The organism is Actinomadura miaoliensis, from assembly GCF_039536785.1.
GTDB classification, from domain to species: Bacteria; Actinomycetota; Actinomycetes; order Streptosporangiales; family Streptosporangiaceae; genus Spirillospora; species Spirillospora miaoliensis.
In genome coordinates this window covers 156,568-177,467 of record NZ_BAAAZG010000051.1, presented here as the reverse complement: position 1 = coordinate 177,467, position 20,900 = coordinate 156,568, and the positions used below count along the sequence as shown (strand labels likewise).

At 74.5% G+C, this 20,900-nt stretch carries 18 protein-coding genes; 1 reads left to right on the top strand and 17 read right to left on the bottom strand.

Annotation, left to right across the window (positions count from 1 at the left end):
- Positions 1–3: 3 nt before the first annotated feature.
- The 3 genes from ABD811_RS32775 to ABD811_RS32765 all read right to left on the bottom strand — a co-directional run bounded on the left by ABD811_RS32775 (position 4) and on the right by ABD811_RS32765 (position 3,030).
- A complete protein-coding gene (locus ABD811_RS32775; protein ID WP_344955528.1) occupies positions 4–1,086 on the bottom strand; it encodes a M24 family metallopeptidase in 1,083 nt (360 codons plus the stop codon).
- A gap of 147 nt (positions 1,087–1,233) precedes the next feature.
- A complete protein-coding gene (locus ABD811_RS32770; protein ID WP_344955526.1) occupies positions 1,234–2,283 on the bottom strand; it encodes an LLM class F420-dependent oxidoreductase in 1,050 nt (349 codons plus the stop codon).
- 78 nt (positions 2,284–2,361) lie between these two features.
- Entirely contained in the window at positions 2,362–3,030 is a 669-nt protein-coding gene (locus tag ABD811_RS32765; protein WP_344955524.1) for an enoyl-CoA hydratase-related protein, read from the bottom strand.
- Between the two features lie 114 nt (positions 3,031–3,144).
- On the opposite strand from ABD811_RS32765, the gene ABD811_RS32760 reads away from it, so the two are divergent.
- Entirely contained in the window at positions 3,145–3,720 is a 576-nt protein-coding gene (locus ABD811_RS32760; RefSeq protein WP_344955522.1) for a TetR/AcrR family transcriptional regulator, read from the top strand.
- Positions 3,721–3,751: 31 nt separating this feature from the next.
- On the opposite strand, the gene aroQ is transcribed toward ABD811_RS32760, so the two are convergent.
- From aroQ to ABD811_RS32690, 14 genes are all read right to left on the bottom strand, one after another.
- Positions 3,752–4,207, bottom strand: a complete 456-nt coding sequence (gene aroQ / locus ABD811_RS32755) for a type II 3-dehydroquinate dehydratase (protein ID WP_344955520.1) — start codon at positions 4,205–4,207, stop codon at positions 3,752–3,754.
- Positions 4,204–5,274, bottom strand: a complete 1,071-nt coding sequence (gene aroB, locus ABD811_RS32750) for a 3-dehydroquinate synthase (protein WP_344955518.1) — start codon at positions 5,272–5,274, stop codon at positions 4,204–4,206. The genes aroQ and aroB overlap by 4 nt, the downstream gene beginning before the upstream one ends.
- Complete coding sequence (locus ABD811_RS32745) at positions 5,271–5,774, bottom strand: shikimate kinase (RefSeq protein WP_344955516.1); 504 nt, start codon at positions 5,772–5,774, stop codon at positions 5,271–5,273. The genes aroB and ABD811_RS32745 overlap by 4 nt, the downstream gene beginning before the upstream one ends.
- 12 nt (positions 5,775–5,786) lie before the next feature.
- A complete protein-coding gene (gene aroC, locus ABD811_RS32740) occupies positions 5,787–6,968 on the bottom strand; it encodes a chorismate synthase (RefSeq protein WP_344955514.1) in 1,182 nt (393 codons plus the stop codon).
- A 63-nt stretch (positions 6,969–7,031) separates the two neighbouring features.
- The gene (locus ABD811_RS32735) at positions 7,032–10,037 is read right to left on the bottom strand and encodes a glycine--tRNA ligase (protein ID WP_344955512.1); all 3,006 of its coding nucleotides are present in this window, start codon (positions 10,035–10,037) and stop codon (positions 7,032–7,034) included.
- A gap of 68 nt (positions 10,038–10,105) precedes the next feature.
- Positions 10,106–10,891: a phytanoyl-CoA dioxygenase family protein gene (locus ABD811_RS32730; RefSeq protein WP_344955509.1), complete on the bottom strand. Its 786-nt coding sequence runs from the start codon at positions 10,889–10,891 to the stop codon at positions 10,106–10,108.
- A 65-nt stretch (positions 10,892–10,956) separates the two neighbouring features.
- Entirely contained in the window at positions 10,957–11,652 is a 696-nt protein-coding gene (locus ABD811_RS32725) for an SseB family protein (RefSeq protein WP_344955507.1), read from the bottom strand.
- A gap of 65 nt (positions 11,653–11,717) precedes the next feature.
- Positions 11,718–12,824, bottom strand: coding sequence for a barbiturase (gene bar, locus ABD811_RS32720; RefSeq protein ID WP_344955505.1), 1,107 nt, complete (start codon positions 12,822–12,824; stop codon positions 11,718–11,720).
- A 41-nt stretch (positions 12,825–12,865) separates the two neighbouring features.
- Entirely contained in the window at positions 12,866–13,906 is a 1,041-nt protein-coding gene (locus tag ABD811_RS32715; RefSeq protein ID WP_344955504.1) for a carbamate kinase, read from the bottom strand.
- 120 nt (positions 13,907–14,026) lie between these two features.
- Positions 14,027–15,142: a CU044_5270 family protein gene (locus ABD811_RS32710; RefSeq protein ID WP_344955502.1), complete on the bottom strand. Its 1,116-nt coding sequence runs from the start codon at positions 15,140–15,142 to the stop codon at positions 14,027–14,029.
- Positions 15,139–15,690, bottom strand: a complete 552-nt coding sequence (locus ABD811_RS32705) for an RNA polymerase sigma factor (protein ID WP_344955500.1) — start codon at positions 15,688–15,690, stop codon at positions 15,139–15,141. The genes ABD811_RS32710 and ABD811_RS32705 overlap by 4 nt, the downstream gene beginning before the upstream one ends.
- A gap of 85 nt (positions 15,691–15,775) precedes the next feature.
- A complete protein-coding gene (locus ABD811_RS32700; protein WP_425549483.1) occupies positions 15,776–16,939 on the bottom strand; it encodes a pyridoxal phosphate-dependent aminotransferase in 1,164 nt (387 codons plus the stop codon).
- A 67-nt stretch (positions 16,940–17,006) separates the two neighbouring features.
- On the bottom strand, positions 17,007–19,589 hold the full coding sequence (locus ABD811_RS32695) for a M14 family zinc carboxypeptidase (RefSeq protein WP_344955496.1): 2,583 nt from the start codon (positions 19,587–19,589) through the stop codon (positions 17,007–17,009).
- 156 nt (positions 19,590–19,745) lie between these two features.
- Positions 19,746–20,792, bottom strand: a complete 1,047-nt coding sequence (locus ABD811_RS32690) for a lysylphosphatidylglycerol synthase domain-containing protein (RefSeq protein ID WP_344955494.1) — start codon at positions 20,790–20,792, stop codon at positions 19,746–19,748.
- Between the last annotated feature and the right edge of the window lie 108 nt (positions 20,793–20,900).

The following is a 20,900-nucleotide window of genomic DNA, read 5'->3' as shown; positions in this document are numbered from 1 at the left end:
GGGTCACAGGACGAGCAGGTCCTTGGTGGTCGTGGTGAGAAGCTCCGGACCGCCCGTGCGGGCCACCAGGGTGTCCTCGATGCGGACCCCGCCGCGCCCGGCGAGATAGACCCCCGGCTCGGCGGTGATCGGAACCCGGTCCACCAGCTTACCGGTCCTGTCGTAGCCCATGAGCGGAGCCTCGTGGATCTCCAGGCCGACGCCGTGTCCGAGGCCGTGGGTGAAGTCGTCGCCGTGCCCGGCGGCCTTGATGATGTCGCGGGCGGCGGCGTCCACGGCCATGGTCTCGGCGCCGGGGCGGGCGGCGTCCACCGCGGCCTGCTGGGCGCGGCGCACCAGGTCGTACAGGTCGCGCTGCCAGCCGGCGACGGCGCCGATCGCGACGGTGCGGGTCATGTCGGCGTGGTAGCCGCCGTACAGGGCGCCGAAGTCCATGGTGACCAGGTCGCCGCGGGCCAGCGGCCGGTCGCCGGGCCGGTGGTGCGGGATCGCGCCGTTGGGCCCGGAGGCCACGATCGAGTCGAACGCGGGCCGTTCGGCGCCCAGGTCGACCATGCGCCGCTCCAGCGCGATGGCGATCTCCCGTTCGGTCACGCCGGGGCGGAGCAGGGGCAGGACGGCGTCGAACGCCCGGTCGGTGATCGCGCACGCCTCGGCCAGCAGCGCAAGTTCGGCGTCGTCCTTGACCGTGCGCAGCTCCTCGACGGGGCGTCCCGCGGGCCGCAGCTCCAGCCCCTCGGCGGCCTTGCCGGTGAGCTCGGTGTGCCGCTCGACGGTGACCGCGTGGGGCTCGAAGCCGAGCCGCCGCACCCCGGCCCCACCCGCCCGCTCCAGCAACGTCTCGGCGGTGTGCCGGTCGATGACGGCCTCCAGCTCGGGGCACACGCGGGCGGCGGTGCCGGCGTAGCGTCCGTCCGTGGCCAGCAGCGGGGGCCCGTCGGCGGGCACGAGCAGCGCGGCGTTCGAGCTGTCCAGACCGGTCAGGTACCGCACGTTGACGAGCCGGGTGACCAACAGGGCGTCCAGGTCGTGGGCGGCCGTCCACGCGGCCAGCCGCTCGCGCCGTGCGCGGCGGATTTCCTCCATGGCCAGGACTGTAGTCCACCGCCGACAAAGCCCGACAGGGCGGACATTCCGCCTGACCTGGTGGACCGGTCCCGGCGCGCGACGCCCCGCGGCGCGAGCGCCGCGGGTGCAGCGGGCGTCGGTCCGGCGCCGCCGTTCCGGTGGCGGCTAGTCCAGGTCGGCGGCCATCTCCTTGATCTTCTCGACGAGCGCGAGGCGGCCCTTGTGGTCGCCCGCGATCGGCGTGACGTTCAGCGTGGTGACGCCGGACTCCTTCATCGCCGCGAGCCGCTCGCGCACGTGGCCCTCGGACCCGATCAGCGACATCTTCTGCAGTAGCTCGTAGGGCACCTTGGCCGCGGCCTCGTCCTTCTTGCCGTCCAGGTAGAGGTCCTGGATCTCCTCGGCCTCCTTCTCCCAGCCGTAGCGGCGGCACAGGTCGTTGTAGAAGTTCTTGCCCTTGGCGCCCATGCCGCCGATGTAGAGGGCGGCCATGGGACGGCCGAACTCCAGGTAGCCGTCCACGTCGTCGCCGATGGCCAGCGGCGCCTGCCCGACGACGTCCAGATCGCCGAGCGCCGGGTCGCGCCGGGCCCGGCCCGCCGCCAGCGAAGGCCCCCACACCTCGGCGGCCTTCTCGGGGACGTAGAAGATCGGCTCCCAGCCGTTGGCGATCTCGGCGGTGAGCTCGACGTTCTTGGGCCCGATCGCGGCGACCAGCACCGGGATGTCGGCCCGCACCGGACGGTTGATGATCTTCAGGGGCTTGCCGAGGCCCGTGCCCTGCCCCTCCGGCAGCGGCATGGCGTAGTGCCTGCCGCTGTGTTCGAGCCGCTCGCGCCGCCACACCTTGCGGCAGATCTCGATGACCTCGCGGGTGCGGCCGAGCGGGGCGGTGTACGGCACGCCGTGGAAGCCCTCGATCACCTGCGGGCCGGACGCGCCGATGCCCAGGGTGAAGCGCCCCTCCGACACGTAGTCCAGGCCCGCGGCGGTCATCGCCAGCAGCGTGGGCGTGCGCGAGTAGATCGGCAGGATCCCGGAGGCGATCTGCAGCCGTTCGGTCCTGGCGGCGATGTAGCCGAGCTGGCTCACCGCGTCGAAGCTGTAGGCCTCGGCGACGAACACGATGTCGAGCCCGGCCTTCTCGAAGTCGGCCAGCTCCTCCACGGTCTCCTTGAAGCCGCCCGCGTAGTTGAGCGCCATCCCGATGCGCATCGGCATCCCCTCCACGAACCGAACTGGATTCTGTCGACGGTAACGCACGCGGCCGGGCCGTCCGCGGCCGAGCCGCCCCTAGCCCAGGGCGGGGCCGCGCAGAGCCTCGATGACCTGGGCGTACATCCCGGTGCGGATGCCGCGCACCACCGCGCCGTTCTTGCCCGCCAGCGAGGCGGCCAGCTCGACGGCGGCGGGCAGCACGTCGGCCTCGGCGGCGGTGCGGTGCACGATCCCGGCCCGCTCGGCCTGCTCGGCGGTGTAGCGCCGGCCGGTGAGCATCGCCTCGTGGGCGGTGCCCGGGGACAGCCGCGCCTGGATCACCGCGCGCATGCCCGGCGAGAACGTCATGCCCAGGTCGACCTCGGGCAGGCAGAAGTAGCCGCGGTCGGTGCGCATGACGGTGAGGTCGTGGCACAGCGTCAGCATCGCGCCCGCGGCGAACGCGTGCCCGTTGACGGCCGCCACCGTCGGCATCGGCAGCTCCAGCAGCCGCGCGTACATCTCGTGGACGCGGCCCAGGTACTCCTCCAGCCGGTCGGGGTTGGCGCCGAGCCAGTCCAGGTCGAGGCCGTTGGAGTAGAACTTGCCGGTGCCGACGGTCACCAGCGCGGCACCGGGGCCGTCGTGCTTCTCCAGGGACGCCAGGACCTGGTCCATGCCGTCCAGGAACCGCGGGCCGAACCGGTTCTCCCCCGCGTCGAACCGCAGGACGTGGACCTGCCCGTCACGACTCAGATCGATCACCGGGATCTCCTCCACCGTACCTAGGTATGACGTCCGGCATACATCACTAACCGTCCCTATGACATGCGTCATGGTCAACCCGCGAAGCTTATGATGAATGTCATAATCGGTGCCATGGGCAGGGACAGCCGGGAACGCATGGTGCGCAGCGCGGCCTACCTCTTCCGCGAGCGCGGCTACAGCGGCACGGGGTTCCGCGAGGTCATCAGGCACAGCGGCGCGCCGCGCGGGTCGATCTACCACCACTTCCCCGGCGGCAAGGCGCAGCTGGCCGAGGAGGCGGTCCGCTACGCCGGGGAGTTCCTCAACTCGGGCATCCAGGCGGCCGTCGAAGGCGGCGACCCGGCCTCGGCCGTGGACGCGTTCGTCGCGTGGTGGCGGCGCGTCCTGGTCAAGAGCGACTTCCGGGCGGGCTGCCCCGTCGTGGCGGTCACCGTGGAGTCGCACGAGGACGCCCCGCAGCTGGCCGCGGCCGCCGCCGCCGTGTTCGACCGCTGGCAGGACACCCTGGCCACGGGCCTGGCCAACGCCGGCGTGCCCGACGAGCGCGCCGGCCGCCTCGCCCGCCTCATCGTGGCCGCCGTGGAGGGCGCCACGATCATGTGCCGCGCCCAGCGCGACCTGAGCCCCCTCGACGACGTGATCGCCGAACTGAAGGAGCTCGCCCACACCGCCTCCGCCACCGCCTGAGCGGCGCGGACGGCGGCGCGCGTGACGCGCGTCAGGACTTCGCCGCGTCCTGGGCGATCAGCTCGGCCACGGCCTGCAGCGCCAGCACGTACGACAGCATCCCGAACCCGGCGATCGTGCCCGTCGCCACGCCCGCCACCACCGAGGTGTGCCGGAACTCCTCGCGGGCCGCGGGGTTGGAGATGTGCACCTCGACGAGCGGCGCGGTGCGCTGCGCCAGCGCGTCGCGCAGCCCGTAGGAGTAGTGCGTGAACGCCGCCGGGTTGATCACCACCGGCAGCCGCTCGTCGGCCGCCTCGTGCACCCAGCGGATCATCTCCGCCTCGTCGTCGGTCTGCCGCACCTCGACGTGCAGGTCCAGGCGCCGCCCCGTCTCCCGGCACAGCGCCACCAGGTCGTCGAACGTGGACGCCCCGTACACGTCCGGCTCCCGCGTCCCCAGCCGCCGCAGGTTCGGCCCGTTCAGCACCAGCACCCGGCTGCTCATCGGCTGACCTCCCGGTAGGCGGCGGTGAGGAGGTCCTCGGCGGGGGCCTCCAGGCGGCCGGGCTCGGCCAGGCCGTCCAGGACGACGAAGCGCAGCGTGGCGCCGCGGGCCTTCTTGTCGATCGACATGGCGGCGCGCAACCGCGGCCAGGCGTCGGCGCGGTAGGCGGTGGGCAGGCCGACCGAGGCCAGCACCGAGCGGTGCCGCGCCACCAGGTCGGCGGGCAGGCGGCCCGCCAGGCGGGCCAGTTCGGCGGCGTACACCATGCCGATCGCCACGGCGTGCCCGTGCCGGAAGCGGTACTCCTCGACCTTCTCGATGGCGTGGCCGAGGGTGTGGCCGTAGTTGAGGATCTCCCGCAGGCCGCTCTCCTTCAGGTCCGCCGACACCACGGCCGCCTTGACGCGGACGGAGCGTTCGACCAGCTCGCGGGTGTGCGGGCCGTCCGGGGAGGCGGCGCCCTCCGGGTCGTCCTCCACCAGGTCCAGGATCTTGGGATCGGCGATGAACCCCGCCTTGATCACCTCGGCCAGGCCGCTGACGTAGTCCTGGCGCGGCACGGTGACGAGGGTGGCCAGGTCGCACAGCACGCCCGCCGGGGGGTGGAAGGCGCCGACCAGGTTCTTGCCCTCGGGGATGTTGATGCCGGTCTTGCCGCCGACCGCGGCGTCCACCATGCCCAGCAGCGTGGTGGGCAGCAGCACGACGCGCACCCCGCGCAGCCACGACGCGGCGGCGAACCCGGCCAGGTCGGTGGTGGCGCCGCCGCCCACGCCGACGACGGCGTCCGAGCGGGTCATGCCGAGCTGGGCGAACCGCGACCACAGCCCGGCCAGCACGCCGACCTCCTTGGCCGCCTCGCCGTCCGGGACGGGCAGGGCGTGCACGATCAGGCCCGCCTGCTCCAGCGCCCCGCAGACGGGACGGGCGATCTCCGGCAGCCCCTCGGCGTGCACGACCGCGACGGTGCGCACCCCCTCGCCGAGCAGGGCGGGCAGCTCGCCGAGCACGCCGGTGCCGATGACGACGTCGTAGTCCTGCCCGACGGGCACCCGCACCGCGGTCACCGGATCTCCTTGACGATCTGTTCGACGATCTCCTCGGGGGCGCGGCCCTCGGTGTCGACGTGCAGGGTGCCGAGCCGCTCGTAGATGGGCAGCCGCTCGTTCAGCAGCCTGCGCAGCTGGCTGCGCGGGTTGAGCACCAGCAGGGGACGCGCGGTGGCCAGGCCGACCCGCTTGACCGCCTCCGACAGGCCGACCTTCAGGTACACCACGGTGTGCCCGGCCAGCAGCTCCTGCGTCTCGGCGGCCAGGACCGCGCCGCCGCCCAGCGCGACGACGCCGTCGTGCTCGGCGAGGGCGGCCCGCACGGCGGCGCGTTCCAGCTCGCGGAACCGCTCCTCGCCGTCGTCGATGAAGATCTCGCTGATCGGGCGGCCCGCGGCGGCCTCGACGTCGGAGTCGGTGTCGCGCAGCGTGACGCCGAGGCGCTCGGCCAGGGCCGCGCCGACGGTGGACTTGCCCGATCCGGGCGGGCCGATGAGCACGGCCTTGGGCTGGGTCATCGTCGGCGCTCCCTACTTGACGGCCAGGGACGACAGGTAGCCCTGCGCGTTGCGGGCGGTCTCCTCGGCCGAGTCGCCGCCGAACTTCTCCAGCGCCGCGTCGGCGAGCACCAGCGCGACCATGGCCTCGGCGACCACCCCGGCGGCGGGCACGGCGGTGACGTCGCTGCGCTGGTTGATGGCCTTGGCGGGCTCGCCGGTGCGCACGTCGATGGTGTCCAGGCGGCGCGGCACGGTGGAGATCGGCTTCATCGCGGCGCGCACCCGCAGCACCTCGCCGGTGGTCATGCCGCCCTCCACGCCCCCGGCGCGGTTGGTGCGGCGGCGCACGCCCTCGGGCGTGCCCTCGATCTCGTCGTGGGCGCGGGAGCCGGGGCGGCGCGCGGTGGTGAAGCCGTCGCCGAGCTCCACCCCCTTGATCGCCTGGATGCCCATGAGGGCGCCGGCCAGCCGCGAGTCCAGGCGGCGGTCCCAGTGCACGTGGCTGCCCAGGCCGGGCGGCAGGCCGTAGGCGAGCACCTCGACGACGCCGCCGAGGGTGTCGCCCGCCTTCTTCAGCGCGTCGATGTGCGCGACCATCGCGGCGGAGGCGCCGGCGTCGAAGCAGCGCACCGGGTCGTCGTCCACGCGCGCCAGGTCGCCGGGCGCGGGCAGCGGCGCGTCGTCGGGCACGCCGATCTCGCCGAGCGCGATGACGTGGCTGAGGATCTCCACGCCGAGCGCCTGGCGCAGGAACGCCTTGGCGACGGCGCCGAGGGCGACGCGGGCGGCGGTCTCGCGGGCGCTGGCGCGTTCGAGCACCGGACGCGCGTCGTCGAAGCCGTACTTCTGGATGCCGACCAGGTCGGCGTGCCCGGGCCGCGGCTGCGTCAGCGGCGCGTTGCGGGCCTGCGCGGCGAGCACGTCGGGGTCGACGGGGTCGGCGGACATCACCGTCTCCCACTTGGGCCACTCGGTGTTGGCCACCTCGACCGCGACGGGGCCGCCCAGCGTCACGCCGTGGCGGACGCCGCCGACGACCGTGACCTTGTCCTGCTCGAACTTCATACGGGCGCCCCGCCCGTGGCCGAGCCGGCGGCGGCGCAGTTCCTCGGCGATGTCGGCCGAGGTCACGCGCACGCCCGCCGGAAGGCCCTCCACGATCGCGGTGAGGGCCGGGCCATGGGACTCCCCCGCGGTCAACCAGCGCAGCATGCTGACGATCCTATTAACTCGCCGCTCCCCGCCGTGCCCCCGTCCACTGTCTGAGACCGGAGCTCAGGTGATCTCGCGCCAGTCCAGGACGGGGGCCACCAGGTCGCGGACGGCGGCCAGCAAGCCCAGGCGGTTGGCGCGGACGGCGGGGTCCTTCGCCATCACCATGACGTCGTCGAAGTAGGCGTCGACGGGCCCGGCCAGCGGCAGCGCCGCGTCGGTGAACTCCGGCAGGGTGGGCGTACGGCCCGCCAGGCCGGCGCGCACGCGGGTGAACGCCTCCTCCAGCCGGTGCTCGGCGGGCTCGGTGAACAGCTCGGGGTCGTACCCGGCCGCCGTGCCCTCCGGGATGATCCGCAGGACCCGCTGCAACGCCGTGACGAGCCGGTCGAAGCGTTCGGTGCGCAGCAGCCCGGCCAGGTCGGCGGCGGCGCGTTCGGCGTGGGCGGGCGATCCGGCGTGTGGCAGGACGGCCCGGACGACGCGCACCGGGTGGCCGTCGTCGAGCAGCGCCTGTTCCAGCCGCCGCGCGACGAACCGTTCGGTCTCGGCCAGGGCCTCGGCGGTCACCTCGACCGGCTGGTGCCGCGCGGCGATCTCCAGCCCGTCCCGCACGGTGACGGGCGCCAGCCGCGGCACGGCGCGCAGGATCGCGGTGAGGCCGAGCGCGGCGCGGCGCAGCCCGAACGGGTCGGAGCTGCCGGTGGGCGCGGACCCGACGGCGAACAGGCCGGCGAGCAGGTCGAGCCGGTCGGCGGCGGCCAGCAGCGCGCCCGGCACGCTCGACGGCGGCTCGTCGCCCGCCGACCGGGGCAGCTCCATCTCGTACAGGGCGCGGGCGACGGCCTCGTCCTCGCCCGCGCGCCGCGCGTACTCGCGGGCCATGGTCCCGGCCAGCGACGACAGCTCGATCACCATGGCGGAGGCGAGGTCGAACTTGGCCAGCTCCCCGGCCCGGCGCAGCGCGGCGGCCTCGCTCGCGGTGAGGTCGCCGCCGAGCAGGCCGGCGAGGTCGGCGGCGATCGCGCGGATGCGGGCGGCGCGGTCGGCCATCGACCCGAGGCGGTCGGCGAAGGTGAGCCGGTCCAGGCCGCGGCCGATCTCCTCGGGCGTGGCGCGCAGGTCGTGCCGGAAGAAGAACGCCGCGTCCTCGAACCGGGCGCGCAGCACCGCCTCGTTGCCGGCGCGGACGGCGGCGTGGTCGCAGGCGCCGTTGGCGACCGCGACGAAGTGCGGGGCGAGCGACCCGTCGCGGCGCCGCACCGGCAGGTAGCGCTGGTGCTTGCGCATGACGGTGGTGAGGATCTCCTGCGGCAGCTCCAGGTAGGCCGGGTCGAACGAGCCGAGGATCGCCACCGGCTCCTCGACCAGGTGGACGATCTCCTCGATCAGGGGCTGCTCGCCCGCCGCGTCGACGGCGCCGCCGGCCTCGCGGGCGGCCAGGGCCCGCGCGTCCTCGATGATTCGCGCGCGGCGGCGGGCCGGGTCGGGCTCGATCCCGTGGGCGCGCAGCGTCTCCGGCAGCGCGGCGGCGGACGGCACGGGCACCAGCGGCTCGCCGGCGGTGCGGTGCACGCGGGTGACGCGGCCCGCCGTCAGGCCCGCCGCCGGCACCGGCAGCTCGTGCTCGTCCAGCAGCGCGACCAGCCAGCGGATCGGGCGGGCGTAGGCCAGGCCGGGGGCGTTCCACCGCATGTTCTTGTCGGCGCGCAGCCCGCGCACCACGCGGGCGGCGAGCTCGGCGAGCACCTCGGCGGCCGGGCGTCCGGGGGCCGTGCGGGTCAGCCCCGCGTACCGGCCGCCGCCGACCGTGACCGTCCCGACCTGCTCCGGGTCGACGCCCTGGGAGCGGGCGAAGCCGAGCAGCGCCCGGGTCGGGCCGCCGGACTCGTCGTAGGCGGCGGCCATGCGCGGCCCCTTGACCACCTGCTCGGTGTCGGGTTCGCGCGGCTCCAGCCGCCGGATCACGACGACGAGGCGGCGCGGCGTGCCGTACTCGTCGACCTGAGTGTCGTCGGTGAACAGGCCCGCCTCCCGCAGGCCCTCGACGAGGGTGTCGGCGACGTACCGGACGGCGCGCGGCACCTCGCGCGGCGGCAGCTCCTCCACGCCGATCTCCAGCGCGAACGTGCCCGGCGCGGTGATCTGCGGCAGCGCGGCGGGCTCGGCGGCCGCGGCCGGGCGGGTGGCGGCGTCGCCGAGCGGATGCCCCAGCTCGGCGCGGCGTTCGGTCCACAGCTCGGCGGCCTCGCGGGCCAGGTCGCGCATGCGGGCGAAGGCGCGGGCGCGTTCGGTGGTGCCGATCGCGCCGCGCGCGTCGAGCACGTTGAAGGCGTGCGAGCACTTCAGGACGTGCAGGTGGGCGGGCACCGGCAGCCGCGCGTCCAGCATCCGCCGGGCCTCGGCCGCGTACGCCTCGAACAGCTCCCGGCCGGTGGCGATGTCGGCGTCGTCCAGGTAGTACCGGCTCATCTCGTACTCGGCCTGCCCGAACGCCTCGCCGTAGGACACCCCGGGCGCGTAGGCGATGTCCTTGAAGTGGGTGACCCCCTGGAGCGCCATCATGATCCGCTCCATGCCGTAGGTGATCTCCACCGACACCGGGTCCAGGGTCAGCCCGCCGGACTGCTGGAAGTAGGTGAACTGGGTGATCTCCAGCCCGTCCAGCCACACCTCCCAGCCGAGGCCCCAGGCGCCGAGGGCCGGGGACGCCCAGTCGTCCTCGACGAACCGCACGTCGTGGGCGCGCAGGTCGACGCCGAGGGCGGCCAGGCTGCCCAGGTACAGGTCCTGGGCGTCGCCGGGCTCCGGCTTGAGGATCACCTGGAACTGGGTGTGGGTCTGCAGCCGGTTGGGGTTGTCGCCGTAGCGGGCGTCGTCGGGGCGCACGCTCGGCTCGACGTACGCGACCCGCCACGGCTCGGGGCCGAGCACCCGCAGCGCGGTGGCCGGGTTGAGGGTGCCCGCGCCGACCTCGGTGTTCATCGGCTGGACGATCAGGCAGCCGCGCCCGGCCCAGTAGTCGGTGAGCCTGAGCAGCGCCTCCTGCATCGTCGGCACGGTGGCCACGGCTTTCTCCTCGGTGACGGTTGTACGGCGGGGTGCCTGGAACGCCGAGCGTACGTCGCGGACGACGCTCAGCGCCCGAGACCTCGCCGGATCGCCGTCTCCACCGGGGAGTAGGCCCCGTCGGGCCGTTCCAGCCGCAGCGGTTCCCTCGGGTACAGCGGCGGCTGTGCCATGAAGCGCGGCTCGGTGCCGTGGTGCGGCTGCGCGGAGTGCACGACGAACGGATGGCACAGGTAGACGTCCCCGGCGCGCCCCGTGGCCAGGGCGACCGGCCGGTGCTCGGTCGCCGGTACGGCCTTCTGCGCCGCCTCCATGAACGACAGGCCCTCCTCCCCGGCGGGCTCCAGGATCGGCGCCACGTCCAGATGCGAGCCGACGCGGATCTTGGTGGGCGCGTCCAGTTCGCCGACGTCGGAGAACAGGAACAGCATCAGCAGCGCCCGCCCCTTGGACGAGACGTTCAGCCGCGCGCCCATGAAGTCGTCCGGGTCGTCCCCCGGGAAGCTGGCCTCGACGTGCCAGCCGGCGTCGCCGGGGTCGTCCTCGCTGGGGAACCGCACCGGGACGGTGCCGAGACCGGGCCGCGGCACCCACCGGCCGGGGCCGACGAGGGCGTCGAACGCGGCGTGCAGCTTCGGCGTGTTGGCGGCCAGGCGGAACGGTTCCTGCTCGTAGTGCCACAGCCGCACCACGGGCTTGGTCCAGGTGGACGGGTCGTCGGGGTCGCAGCCGGTGTCCGGCCACATGATCGCGCGGCAGGCGTCGGCGACCTCGCGGGGGAACGCCTCCGGCACGCGCACGAAGCCGTTCTCGATGAAGGCGGTCACCTGCGCGTCGTCGAAGATCTCCGGCATGCGCCCCAGCATGCCCAAGGCGCCCGGGCCCCCGCGAACCATTTACCGGGTGCCGGGCGGTGCGTTCAGCGGCGGACGACGGTGAGCTCGACGCCGCCGACGATGCGGCCGCGCAGCATCTCGGCGAGGCGGTCGGAGACGCGGCGCACGGCGTCGCGCTCGTCGTGCCCGGGCCGCACGGCGAAGCTGATGGCCAGCTCGGCCTCGCCGCCGCGGCCGACGCGCACGCCGCTCACCGCCTCCTCGGGGCCGAACGCGGCCTCCACGGCGGCCAGCACGTCCGGGTCCTCGTGCGGCGGCGGGACGGGACGGCCCTCGGCCAGCAGGTGCAGCCGGATGCCGTCCACGGCGAACGGCACCGGGCCCGCCACGTCCAGCACCAGCGCCTGCGCGCCCTCGTCCAGCGCGGCCTGGCACGCCTGCCGGGCGTGCACCGCGACCGGGCGGGCGTCGGGCCGCCACGCCTTGAGGGTGTCGGCGCTGGTGAAGCCGAGCACGCCGCGGCGGCCGTCCGCGCCGACCAGCGTGGGCAGCGCCATGTCGCTGGACTTCTCGCGGCGCAGCTCGCCGGGGGCGACGTCCTCCTCCTCGGTGAGCACGGCGACGACCGGGATCAGCAGCCGCGCGCCGGCCAGCTCCCGCAGCACCGCGTGCTCGCCGAGACGGCCCTCGGCGTATCCGGCCAGCGCCTCGCGCAGCCGCGGGTCGGCGGAGCCGTCGTCGCCGGGGAACTGGGGTTCGGGAATGGTCAGGTCGCGCACGGCCACGAGGCTATAGCCTCCGGCGACCACCCAGTGCGGTTATCGGCTCACCGGTCGTGATCACCTCAGCCCAGGTCGGCGATGGCCGCCACGGTGCCGCCGCCGGACGGGCCCTGGTGGACGGCGGCGACCGACACGAACACCGCCGGGTCGCCGGTGACCGACGCGGCCACGCCGCCGACGCACGCCTTGATCTGCCGGTGCCAGTGCACGTCGGAGTCGTCCAGCATGATGTTGCGGCGCCCGCGCACCCGCCCGGACGGGTCGGCCTCGCACTTGATGAACACGTTGACCAGGCGGCCGTCCAGGTCGCCGGGATGGGGCCGGTCGGGCAGGTCCAGGCCGGACGAGCGGATCGCGGCCCAGATCCCGTCGGCGTCCAGCGCGTCCCGCATGACCGCGTGCCCGGCCCGGTACCGGCCGCCGATGCCGCGCACGTTGCCGACCACGACGATCTGGGCGCGGTCCAGCTCCACGCCGGACGAGCACGACGCCACCGACGAGTACAGCGTCAGGTCGCGGTGGATCTGCTCGGGCCGGGGCGGCTCGATCTCGCCGAGCGCGACCGCGATGCCGAGGGCCGTGGTCGAGTTGGAGATGTCCATCGACTTCAGCGTGTCCTCGGTGACCACGTCCCGGCCGCGCGAGCGCGCGTCGTTGATGGTGTCGAGGGTGAGCAGCGGCGTCTTGGTCTGGACGTAGTGGACGTCGGCCGGGTCGTCGATGCCGGCGGTCTTCATGGCATCGCGCACCCCGGCGGCGACCTTGTCGACCATGGCGGGGCGGCCGATGTCCTCGGGCAGGATGACCTCGCTCATCGCCACCCCGACCGACAGGCGCGGCTCGTCGGTGGCGGGCACGGTCGCCGGGTCGACGGTGGCGAACACGGTGGCGTGCGGGCTGAGCACCCCGTCGGTGCCGCCGGACCACACCAGCGGGACGTTCCGCACCTCCTCCTCGGTGCGGGTGCTGCGGGCGACCAGCACCTCGCGGAACGCCCGGTCGGCCAGCAGGCGGGTGTAGTCGTTGACGCCGCCGTTGCCCTCGGTCTTGCCCACCACGGCCAGCACCCGGTCGGCCTCCAGCACGCCGTCGTCGATCAGCCGGGCCAGCCCGGAGGCGTCGGTCACGCTCTCGATGGGGATCTTGCGGACTTCGATCGGGTCGGGCACGTCGCCGCTCCTCGCTCTCCAGTCGTGTTCTCGCCGCCTGCTCAGTGGGCGGCGGAGGGCCCGCCGCCGGCTCCGGTGCGCTCGCCGGGTTCCACGACGGTTCCGGCCTTGCCGCGGACCGCGTCGGTGATCCGGTCGAGCGAGGTGATCGCGGCGCGGCGGCCGCCCCCCTCGACGAACCGGCACGCCGCCGCCACCTTCGGCCCCATGCTGCCCCCGGCGAAGTGCCCGGCGGCGGCGAGGGTGCGCAGCTCGCGCGCGGTGGTGCGGTGCAGCGGACGTTCACGGGGGGTGCCGTACCCCACCAGGACGTGCTCCACGTCGGTGGCGATCACCAGGGTGGTGGCGCCCAGCCGCCGGGCCAGCAGCGCCGCCGCCAGGTCCTTGTCGACGACCGCCTCCACGCCGCGCAGGGCGCCGTCGGTGTTCCCCTCCGCCCGCGCGTCCTCGCCGCCGGCGGCGCGGACGACGGGCACGCCCCCGCCGCCGGCGGCGACGACGATGTGGCCGGCGTCCAGCAGCAGGGCGGCGGCCCCGGCGTCGAGGATCTCCAGCGGCTCGGGCGAGGGCACCACGCGCCGCCAGCCGCGCGGCCCGTAGGAGCGCCACGCCTGCCCGAGCGCCATGAACCGTTCGGCCTCGGCCCGCGGGAAGTAGCGGCCCACCGGCTTGACCGGGTCGGCGAACGCGCGGTCGGCGGCGTCCACCAGCGTGCGGGTGACGATCGCGGTGACCGGCCGGGCGGCGCCGCGGGCGGCCAGGGCCCGCTCCAGCGCGTTCATGATCAGCACGCCGACGGTGGCCTGGGTCTGGGCGCCGCACCAGTCCAGCGGCACCGGCGGCACCACGTCGGCGGCCAGCTGGTTCTTGATCAGCAGGTTGCCGACCTGCGGGCCGTTGCCGTGGGTCAGCGCGACCCGGGCGCCCGCCGCCACCAGGTCGGCCACGTGCTCCATGGCCGCCTCGACCGCCGCGCGCTGGGCGTGCGGGGCGGCGCTGCCGTCGGGCGCGGTCATGGCGTTGCCGCCCAGCGCGATCAGGACCCGCTCGCCGTCGAACGGTCCCGCTGCGTGCCTGCTCACGGCCCGACCGTAGCCCCGAAACGACGGCTTCGCCTGGGCGAAATTCGCCCAGGCGAAGCCGTATGTTCGGCAGATGTGGCCGGTTCGGCACGCGTTCGGGCGCCGGGGCCGGGCGTCCGGCTAGGGACGCGCGTCGAGCCGGTCGACCCAGCCCATGTCCAGGTACGTCACCGACGAGCCGCGGGCCCCGGGCGTGTCGCCGGTGCGGTTCTCGGCGGCCAGCAGCCGCCCCGTCCCCGGGTCGACGATCAGGCGGAGGCTGTAGCCCTCGCCGCTCATCGACACGGCGACGCCCGCCCGGCCGAGCGGGTCGGTGGTCCTGCCCTCGGTGCGGATGCCGGGCTGCTCGGCCAGCACCCGGTAGAAGGCGGCCTTGGTGCCTGGTGTGATCGGCCCCGCCAGCAGGCTCTCCGCCGTGCTCCACACGAAGTACTCGAAGGGGCCCGCGATGTCCTCGCCCGACCGCCGCACGTCCCGCTTGTACCTGCGCTTCAGGTCGGCGGTGAGCGCGTCGGCGTCCGTGGGCAGCTTCAGCAGGGCGTCGACCGTCACCGGCTCGTTGGCGACGATCTCCCCGAACTTCTGGTGGTCGTCGAGCACCCTCGGCTTGGAGCCGTGCGGGCCGGTCAGGCGCGGCGCGCCCGTGCTGCGCCACTTCGCCTCGTCCTGCGGGGTCGGGAAGTCGACCTTGTCGTCGATGCCGGTGATCGAGCGAGAGCGGTCGCGGCCGGTGCGCGACAGCCAGCGCTCCTCGGTCGTGGTGCGGCGGTAGGTGTACGGCAGTTTGGCCTTCCGCGGGTCGCCGCCGGGGGTCAACCTGATGTTGCTCAGCGTCTGCATGCGCCACTTGGTGTACCAGTAGCGGCCGGGCGTCTCCCTGGTCCGTTCGACGGTCTGGGCGCTGGCCAGCAGGACGCCGCGGGCGTCGGTGGGCCCGGACGGGCGCTGCGTCGTCACCGCGCGCGGGGCGTCGTCCCGCGCGGCCGAGACGACGACCATGCCCGCGACGGTGGCGCAGGCCGTCGCGACGCTCGCGACCAGCAGGGTCGGCCGCCGCAACGGGCGCGGCCGGGCCGCCCGCGCGGGTTCGCCGGACCGCGTGATCTCGTCGATGTCGGCGTCGCGGCGCCGGGCGTAGGCGTCCTCGGCGAGCGCGTCGAGGGCGGCGGGCCGCAACGCGGAGAACGTCCGGTCGATGTCTGCCGGGGTGCGCTTCATGTCGGCTCCGATGGTCATCGGGTCGCCTCCTCGGCGACTCTGCGGTTCACGGGGCGGGACGGCGCGGCCGGCGGGCCGTTCTCCAGGGCGCGCGCGAGGCGTTTGCGGGCCCGGTGCAGGCGGACGAACAGCGCCGCCGACGAGCAGCCGACGACCCTGGCGGCCTGCCGGGGCTCCAGGCCGTGCCAGGTGACCAGGGCGAGGACCTCCAGGTCCCGCTCGGGCAGCCCGGCGACGGCGGCCAGCGCGCTCTCGCGTTCGACGACGTGCTCGGCGACGTCCCAGGCGGCCTGGTCGGCGGGGGTGGCGAGCGCGGCGACCCGCTCGGCCAGGGCGCGTCTTCGCCGTCCGCCGTCGCGTTGTTTCCGCAGCATGTTGCGGGCGACGCCGAGCAGCCACGGCAGCGCGGGGTCGCGCACCTCGCCGAGCCGCCGCCAGGCGATCAGGAACGTCTCGCTGGCGACGTCCTCGGCGGTGTGCGGTTCGGCGTGGGTGAGCGCGTACGCCAGGACCCGCCGGTAGTTCTCGTCGTACAGCCTCGTGAACCGCGCCGCGGGATCATCCACGAAGGCCCTCCCTCGGGCTCGGGGGATCGTTGTCGTCACGTAGTCCCGGGAGGGCCGCCGGATTTACAGCCGGCGTTCGGGTTTCTCAGCCGAGGCGGCGCAGGCGTTCGACGGCCTCGTCGATGACCTCGTCCTTCTTGCAGAAGGCGAACCGGACGAAATGCGATCCGGCCGCGGCGTCGTCGTAGAACACCTGGGTGGGGATGGCGACGACGCCGGCCTTCTCCGGCAGGGCCAGGGCCAGTTCCATGCCGTCGGTGAAGCCGAGCGGGCGGATGTCGGCCTGCACGAAGTAGGTGCCCTGCGGGCGGACGGTCGCGAAGCCCGCCGCCTCCAGGCCGGTGACGAGCCGGTCGCGTTTGGCCTGGAGCGAGTCGCGCAGCCGGGCCACCCAGTCGAGCTCGTTGCTGAGGGCGTAGGCGGCGGCGCGCTGCCAGGGGCCGCCGACCGCGTACGTCATGAACTGCTTGACCGTCTGCACGGCCCGCACGTACGGGGCGGGCGCGGTGACCCAGCCGGTCTTCCAGCCGGTGACCGAGAACGTCTTGCCCGCCGACGACACCGCGACGGTGCGTTCGCGCATGCCGTCCAGGGTCGCCAGGGGGATGTGCTCGGCGCCGTCGAACGTCAGGTACTCGTAGACCTCGTCGGTGACCGCGATCAGGTCGTGCTCGCGGCACAGCGCGGCGATCGTCTCCAGCTCCGCGCGGGTGAACACGGTGCCCGCCGGGTTGTGCGGGGAGTTCACCAGGATGATGCGGGTGCGGGGGCCGACGGCGGCGCGCAGCTCGTCCGGGTCGAAGGTGAAACGGCCGCCGTCCGGGCGCAGCGTCACGGGCCGCCGCACCGCCCCGGCCAGCGCGATGGTGGCGGCGTAGGAGTCGTAGTACGGCTCGAAGACGATCACCTCGTCGCCGGGGTTCGCCAGCGCCAGCATGGCGGCGGCGATGCCCTCGGTGGCGCCGACGGTGACGTAGACCTCGGTGTCGGGGTCGTAGTCCAGGCCGTAGCGTTCGCGCCGCTGCGCGGCCACGGCCCGGCGCAGCTCGGGCAGGCCGGGGCCGGGCGGGTACTGGTTGCCGCCGGAGCGGATCGCCTCGACGGCCGTCTCCAGCATCCGCGGCGGGCCGTCGGTGTCCGGGAAGCCCTGGCCGAGGTTGATCGACCCGGTCCGCACCGCGAGCGCGGACATCTCCGCGAAGATCGTCGTCCCGAATCCCTGCATGCGAGGTACGAGCGGCTCAGTCACGTGCACCATCATCCCGGGTCCCGGACACGGGCGTGCCCCCGGCCGGGGCCGGGGGCACGCGGACGGCTCAGCGGGTGCCCTGCCGCTGGCCCGCGGTCACGGCGCTCCAGTGCAGCGAGCGGGCGACCTGGGCGAACATGCCCTTGGGGTGGTTGCGGAACAGCGGCTCGGTGCCGAACAGCGCCACCGCGGCGCCGCGCTCGTCGACGCCCCGGATCACGGTGGCCTGCCCGGCGGCGGCGTTCTGCCCGCCGGTGCCGTCGGCGTTGGGCCGCCAGTGGCCCGAGATCAGGGGCCCCTGGGCGGCGTAGCGCTGCTCCACGGTGACCTCGGGGCCGAGGCCGGTGAACCAGCGCGGCGAGTAGACGAACGAGGCGCCGGGCGCGCGCGAGGTGAGCGCGCCGCCGCTGTTGGACACCGCGACGACGCCGTTGGCGTCGGAACGTCCCGCCACGGAGGTCGCGGTGAGCAGCCCGGCGGCGCTGTTGAACGACGCGCCGGTGGAGCCGCGCCCGACGACGCCGCCCTTGGCGAGGAAGGCGTTCAGGGCGGTCCGGGCCTGCTCGTTGAGCTGGGCGTAGCTCAGGCCGCTGGACACGTACAGCACGTCCACGCCGCTCCAGTCGAAGCCGGCGTTGAGCGTCGCGGTGGACACCGCGGTGACGTCGAAGCCCATCTCCTGCAGGGAGAACGCGTCGTCGCTGCTGGCGGCCGCCGCGACCCTCAGCTTGCGCAGCGGCGCGGCGCCCTTGGCGGCGGCCCGCTCGAACCGGACGCCGTAGCGGTCGGCCATGGTGCGGGCGGCGGCCCGCGCGGACGCGGGGATGACGGCGGTGCCGTCGTCGGCCCAGGTGGCCTTGACGCCCTCGTCCAACAGCGCGTTGAGGGCGGTGACGTCCTTGGCGTCGTCCAGCCGCAGGGCCAGGTCGCCGGTGGGCGCGACGTAGCCGGTCGGCGCGGCGGCCTTCACCTCGCGGGCGGGCACGCCGCGCAGGTCGCCGGAGGTCACCGGGGTGACGGTGGCGCCCCACAGGTAGGCGTGGCTCCAGCCGGAGATGTCGTACATGGCGTCGACCTTGTCGGTGATGTCGCCGCCCGCCTCCAGCATGACGTTGGCCAGCCCGCGCTTGGGCTGGTGCATGTCCACGACGTACGAGCCGGCCGGGTAGGCGGTGCCGCCGAGCCTGAAGCCGCGGGTGGCGCGCGTGACCCGGACGTCGTTGGCGATCAGGTGGTCGACCAGGCGCGCCGCCGCCGTGGCCGAGCGCTGCCCGGTGCCGGCCGGGATGACGTACGCGCGCGGGAACCGGGTGGTGTAGACGTCCTCGGGCCCGAACCCGGGCACCCAGCCGGCCGGCGCGGGCCGCTGCTGCTCACCGGCGGCGCTCCGGCGGAACACCTCGATCTGGTCGGCGATCAGGGAGGTCCGGCGCTGCCCGACGAACGAGACCGTCGAGCTGATCGCGGCCTCGGCCACCGCGGTGTTGATCTTCGAGCGGCGGCGCAGCTCGTCCACCGGCAGGTTGGTGTAGTCGGCGTTGTTGACCCGCAGCGGGATCTCCACGGTGCTGGAGGCCACGGCGCCGTGGAACGGCGCGTACTGCGGGGTGAAGATCGGCGGCCAGTCGTCCCAGCCCTCGTCCCAGTCGCGGAACGGGATCTGCGGCGGCTGCACGCCGTCCTTGTCGGGCGTGTACCCGAGCGCCTTGATCGCGGCCTCCATGTTCAGGCCGTTGGCGTAGGTGTTGCGGATGAACAGGTCGTACTCGTAGTTCTGCCCGTGCGGCGGCGTCGTCGGCTCGATCAGCGTGCCGTTGACGTACCCGTGCAGGTCGATCATCATCAGCGGCTGCGTGTCGATCATGACCTGCCGCATCGCCCGGGTCTCCGGCTGGGAGGCGGTGATGAAGTCGCGGTTCAGGTCGAACCCGGCGGCGTTCGCCCGGACGCCGCCGGCCCGCCCGTCGGGGTTGGCGGTGACGTTGAAGTACAGCCGGGTGGAGCCGAGCAGCTTCGTGGTGGCGGCGTCCTTGGCGGTGGCGAGCCGCTCGATGACGCGCAGGGCGGCGTCGGTGCCCTCCCACTCGTTGCCGTGGATGTTGTTGTTGACGAACAGCGGCGCCTTGTAGGAGCGCTTGATCTGCGGGTCGCGCGCCGCCTTCGCCGGGTCGTTCTCGATCTCCTCGCGCATGCGCTCCTGCCGGGCCGCCTCGCCGCGGCTCTCGGGAGCGGTCACGGTGACCAGGTACAGGTCGCGGCCCTGGTGGCTCCTGCCGATGACCTCGACGCTGACGCGGTCGCTGGCCTTCTGCAGGGCGTTCAGCTTGGGCGCGATGCCGTGGTAGGGCATCAGCCCCAGCTTGATGGACTTGTCGTCGGGGTTCACGGGGGGCTCGGGCAGCTTCGTCTGCCGCGGATACCCTTCCGTCCGCGCGTGGCCGTAGTGCGCGCCGGCACCGCGCGCCTTCAGCTGGGCGGCCAGCTCGCGTCCGGGCGAGGCGGCGGAGTTGCGCTCCGGGCCGTTGCCGAACTCGCGCACGGGCGGGGTCCGGTGCGGCCGGGGCTCGGGGTCCGCCGCCGCGGACGTCACGGGGACCAGCAGGGACACCAGCAGCGCCCCACCGGCGATCGGATGTGAAAGCCTCTTCATTCATGCCCTCCGTCAGGCGTGTCCTCAGCTGTCTAACGGCGTGAGATCGCGCCACAAGAGGGACAATGTGACAATTCAGCCCCAACTTCGTACGGACGCCCCTTTGGTCGTGCGGTCGCGTCCGGCCGCACGCCGATTCGGGGACCACGCGCCGTCCTAGGCCGCCCGCGCGGGCACCGGCACGTCACGGTGCGGCGTGGCCGGCAGCGCGACGAGGGTCGCGCCCTTGCGCCCGCGCACCGTCCCGGCGGTCAGCAGCCCGATCGGGACGGGCGCCCAGTGCGACACGGCCCGGAAGATCAGCACGGCCGTCAGCGCCGGGGCCGCCGGGACGCCCGCGGCGGCCAGCAGGGCGACCAGCGCCGCCTCGGTCGAGCCCAGGCCGCCCGGCCCCGGGACCAGGCCGCCCGCCGCCGCGCCGGCCATGTAGACGACGATCAGCGTGCCGAACTGCCCCGGCGTCACGGCGGCGCCGGGGACGGCCAGCACGCTCAGCGCGAACGCCACGGCCATGACGAACGTCGTCGCCGCCGACGCCGCCAGCATGACCGCCAGGTCGCCGGGGCGCCGCGCCAGCCGCGCGCACGCCTCGGCCGGCCCGCGCAGCCGATCCCGCAGGAGCCACACCGCGACACCGGCCACGGGCACCGCCACGGCGAGCACGGCCAGCAGGGGCCCGCCGAGCCCGTCGAGACGCTCCCCCAGCCGTGCCGTCAGGGCGCCGTCACCGGTCGTCAGCGCGATCGGCAGCACCACCGCGAACAGCAGCAGGTCGGCGACCCCGCCGCCGACCTGCAGGACGCCCGCCACCGCCACCGCCCGCCCCGCCGGGACGCCGCGTCCGGTCAGGTACCGGGCGTTGACCGCCACGGTGCCGAGCCCGCCCCCGGTCAGCCGGTTCGCCGTCGCCCCGGTGAACTGCGCCATGGTCGCGTGCAGCAGCGGCAGCCGCACCCCCGCCGCGCGGCGCAGCGCCACGGCCGAGAACCAGAAGTGCACGACGACCAGAACCGCCAGCACGGGCACCAGGCCCCAGTGCGCGTCCCCGATCCCCCGCAGCGCCCCCGACACCGTCGCGGCCGCCTCACCACTGGACGCCGTCACCCAGGCGCCCGCCGCGAGCACCGCCACGGCCAGCCCCCAGCCGATCGCCCGCCGGTGCTCTCTGGCACGGCGCAGGACATGGTGGGCGCGGACGTTCATCGATTCCTCCGGACGGGGCGGCAGCACTGTGTTCCAGCCAACCCGTCCGGCCGCCGAAGATCAGTGGTGCGACCATGCCACTGGCAGGTGGGGCCTGCCCCACCACTC

Excerpts from the sequence above, each read along its gene's own strand:
- ABD811_RS32775 (WP_344955528.1), bottom strand. The coding sequence starts at position 1,086 with ATGGAGGAAATCCGCCGCGCACGGCGCGAGCGGCTGGCCGCGTGGACG.
- ABD811_RS32690 (WP_344955494.1), bottom strand. The coding sequence starts at position 20,792 with ATGAACGTCCGCGCCCACCATGTCCTGCGCCGTGCCAGAGAGCACCGG.
- ABD811_RS32760 (WP_344955522.1), top strand. The coding sequence starts at position 3,145 with ATGGGCAGGGACAGCCGGGAACGCATGGTGCGCAGCGCGGCCTACCTC.
- ABD811_RS32770 (WP_344955526.1), bottom strand. The coding sequence starts at position 2,283 with ATGCGCATCGGGATGGCGCTCAACTACGCGGGCGGCTTCAAGGAGACC.
- ABD811_RS32745 (WP_344955516.1), bottom strand. The coding sequence starts at position 5,774 with ATGACCCAGCCCAAGGCCGTGCTCATCGGCCCGCCCGGATCGGGCAAG.
- aroQ (WP_344955520.1), bottom strand. The coding sequence starts at position 4,207 with ATGAGCAGCCGGGTGCTGGTGCTGAACGGGCCGAACCTGCGGCGGCTG.
- ABD811_RS32695 (WP_344955496.1), bottom strand. The coding sequence starts at position 19,589 with ATGAAGAGGCTTTCACATCCGATCGCCGGTGGGGCGCTGCTGGTGTCC.
- aroC (WP_344955514.1), bottom strand. The coding sequence starts at position 6,968 with ATGCTGCGCTGGTTGACCGCGGGGGAGTCCCATGGCCCGGCCCTCACC.
- ABD811_RS32710 (WP_344955502.1), bottom strand. The coding sequence starts at position 15,142 with ATGACCATCGGAGCCGACATGAAGCGCACCCCGGCAGACATCGACCGG.
- ABD811_RS32730 (WP_344955509.1), bottom strand. The coding sequence starts at position 10,891 with ATGCCGGAGATCTTCGACGACGCGCAGGTGACCGCCTTCATCGAGAAC.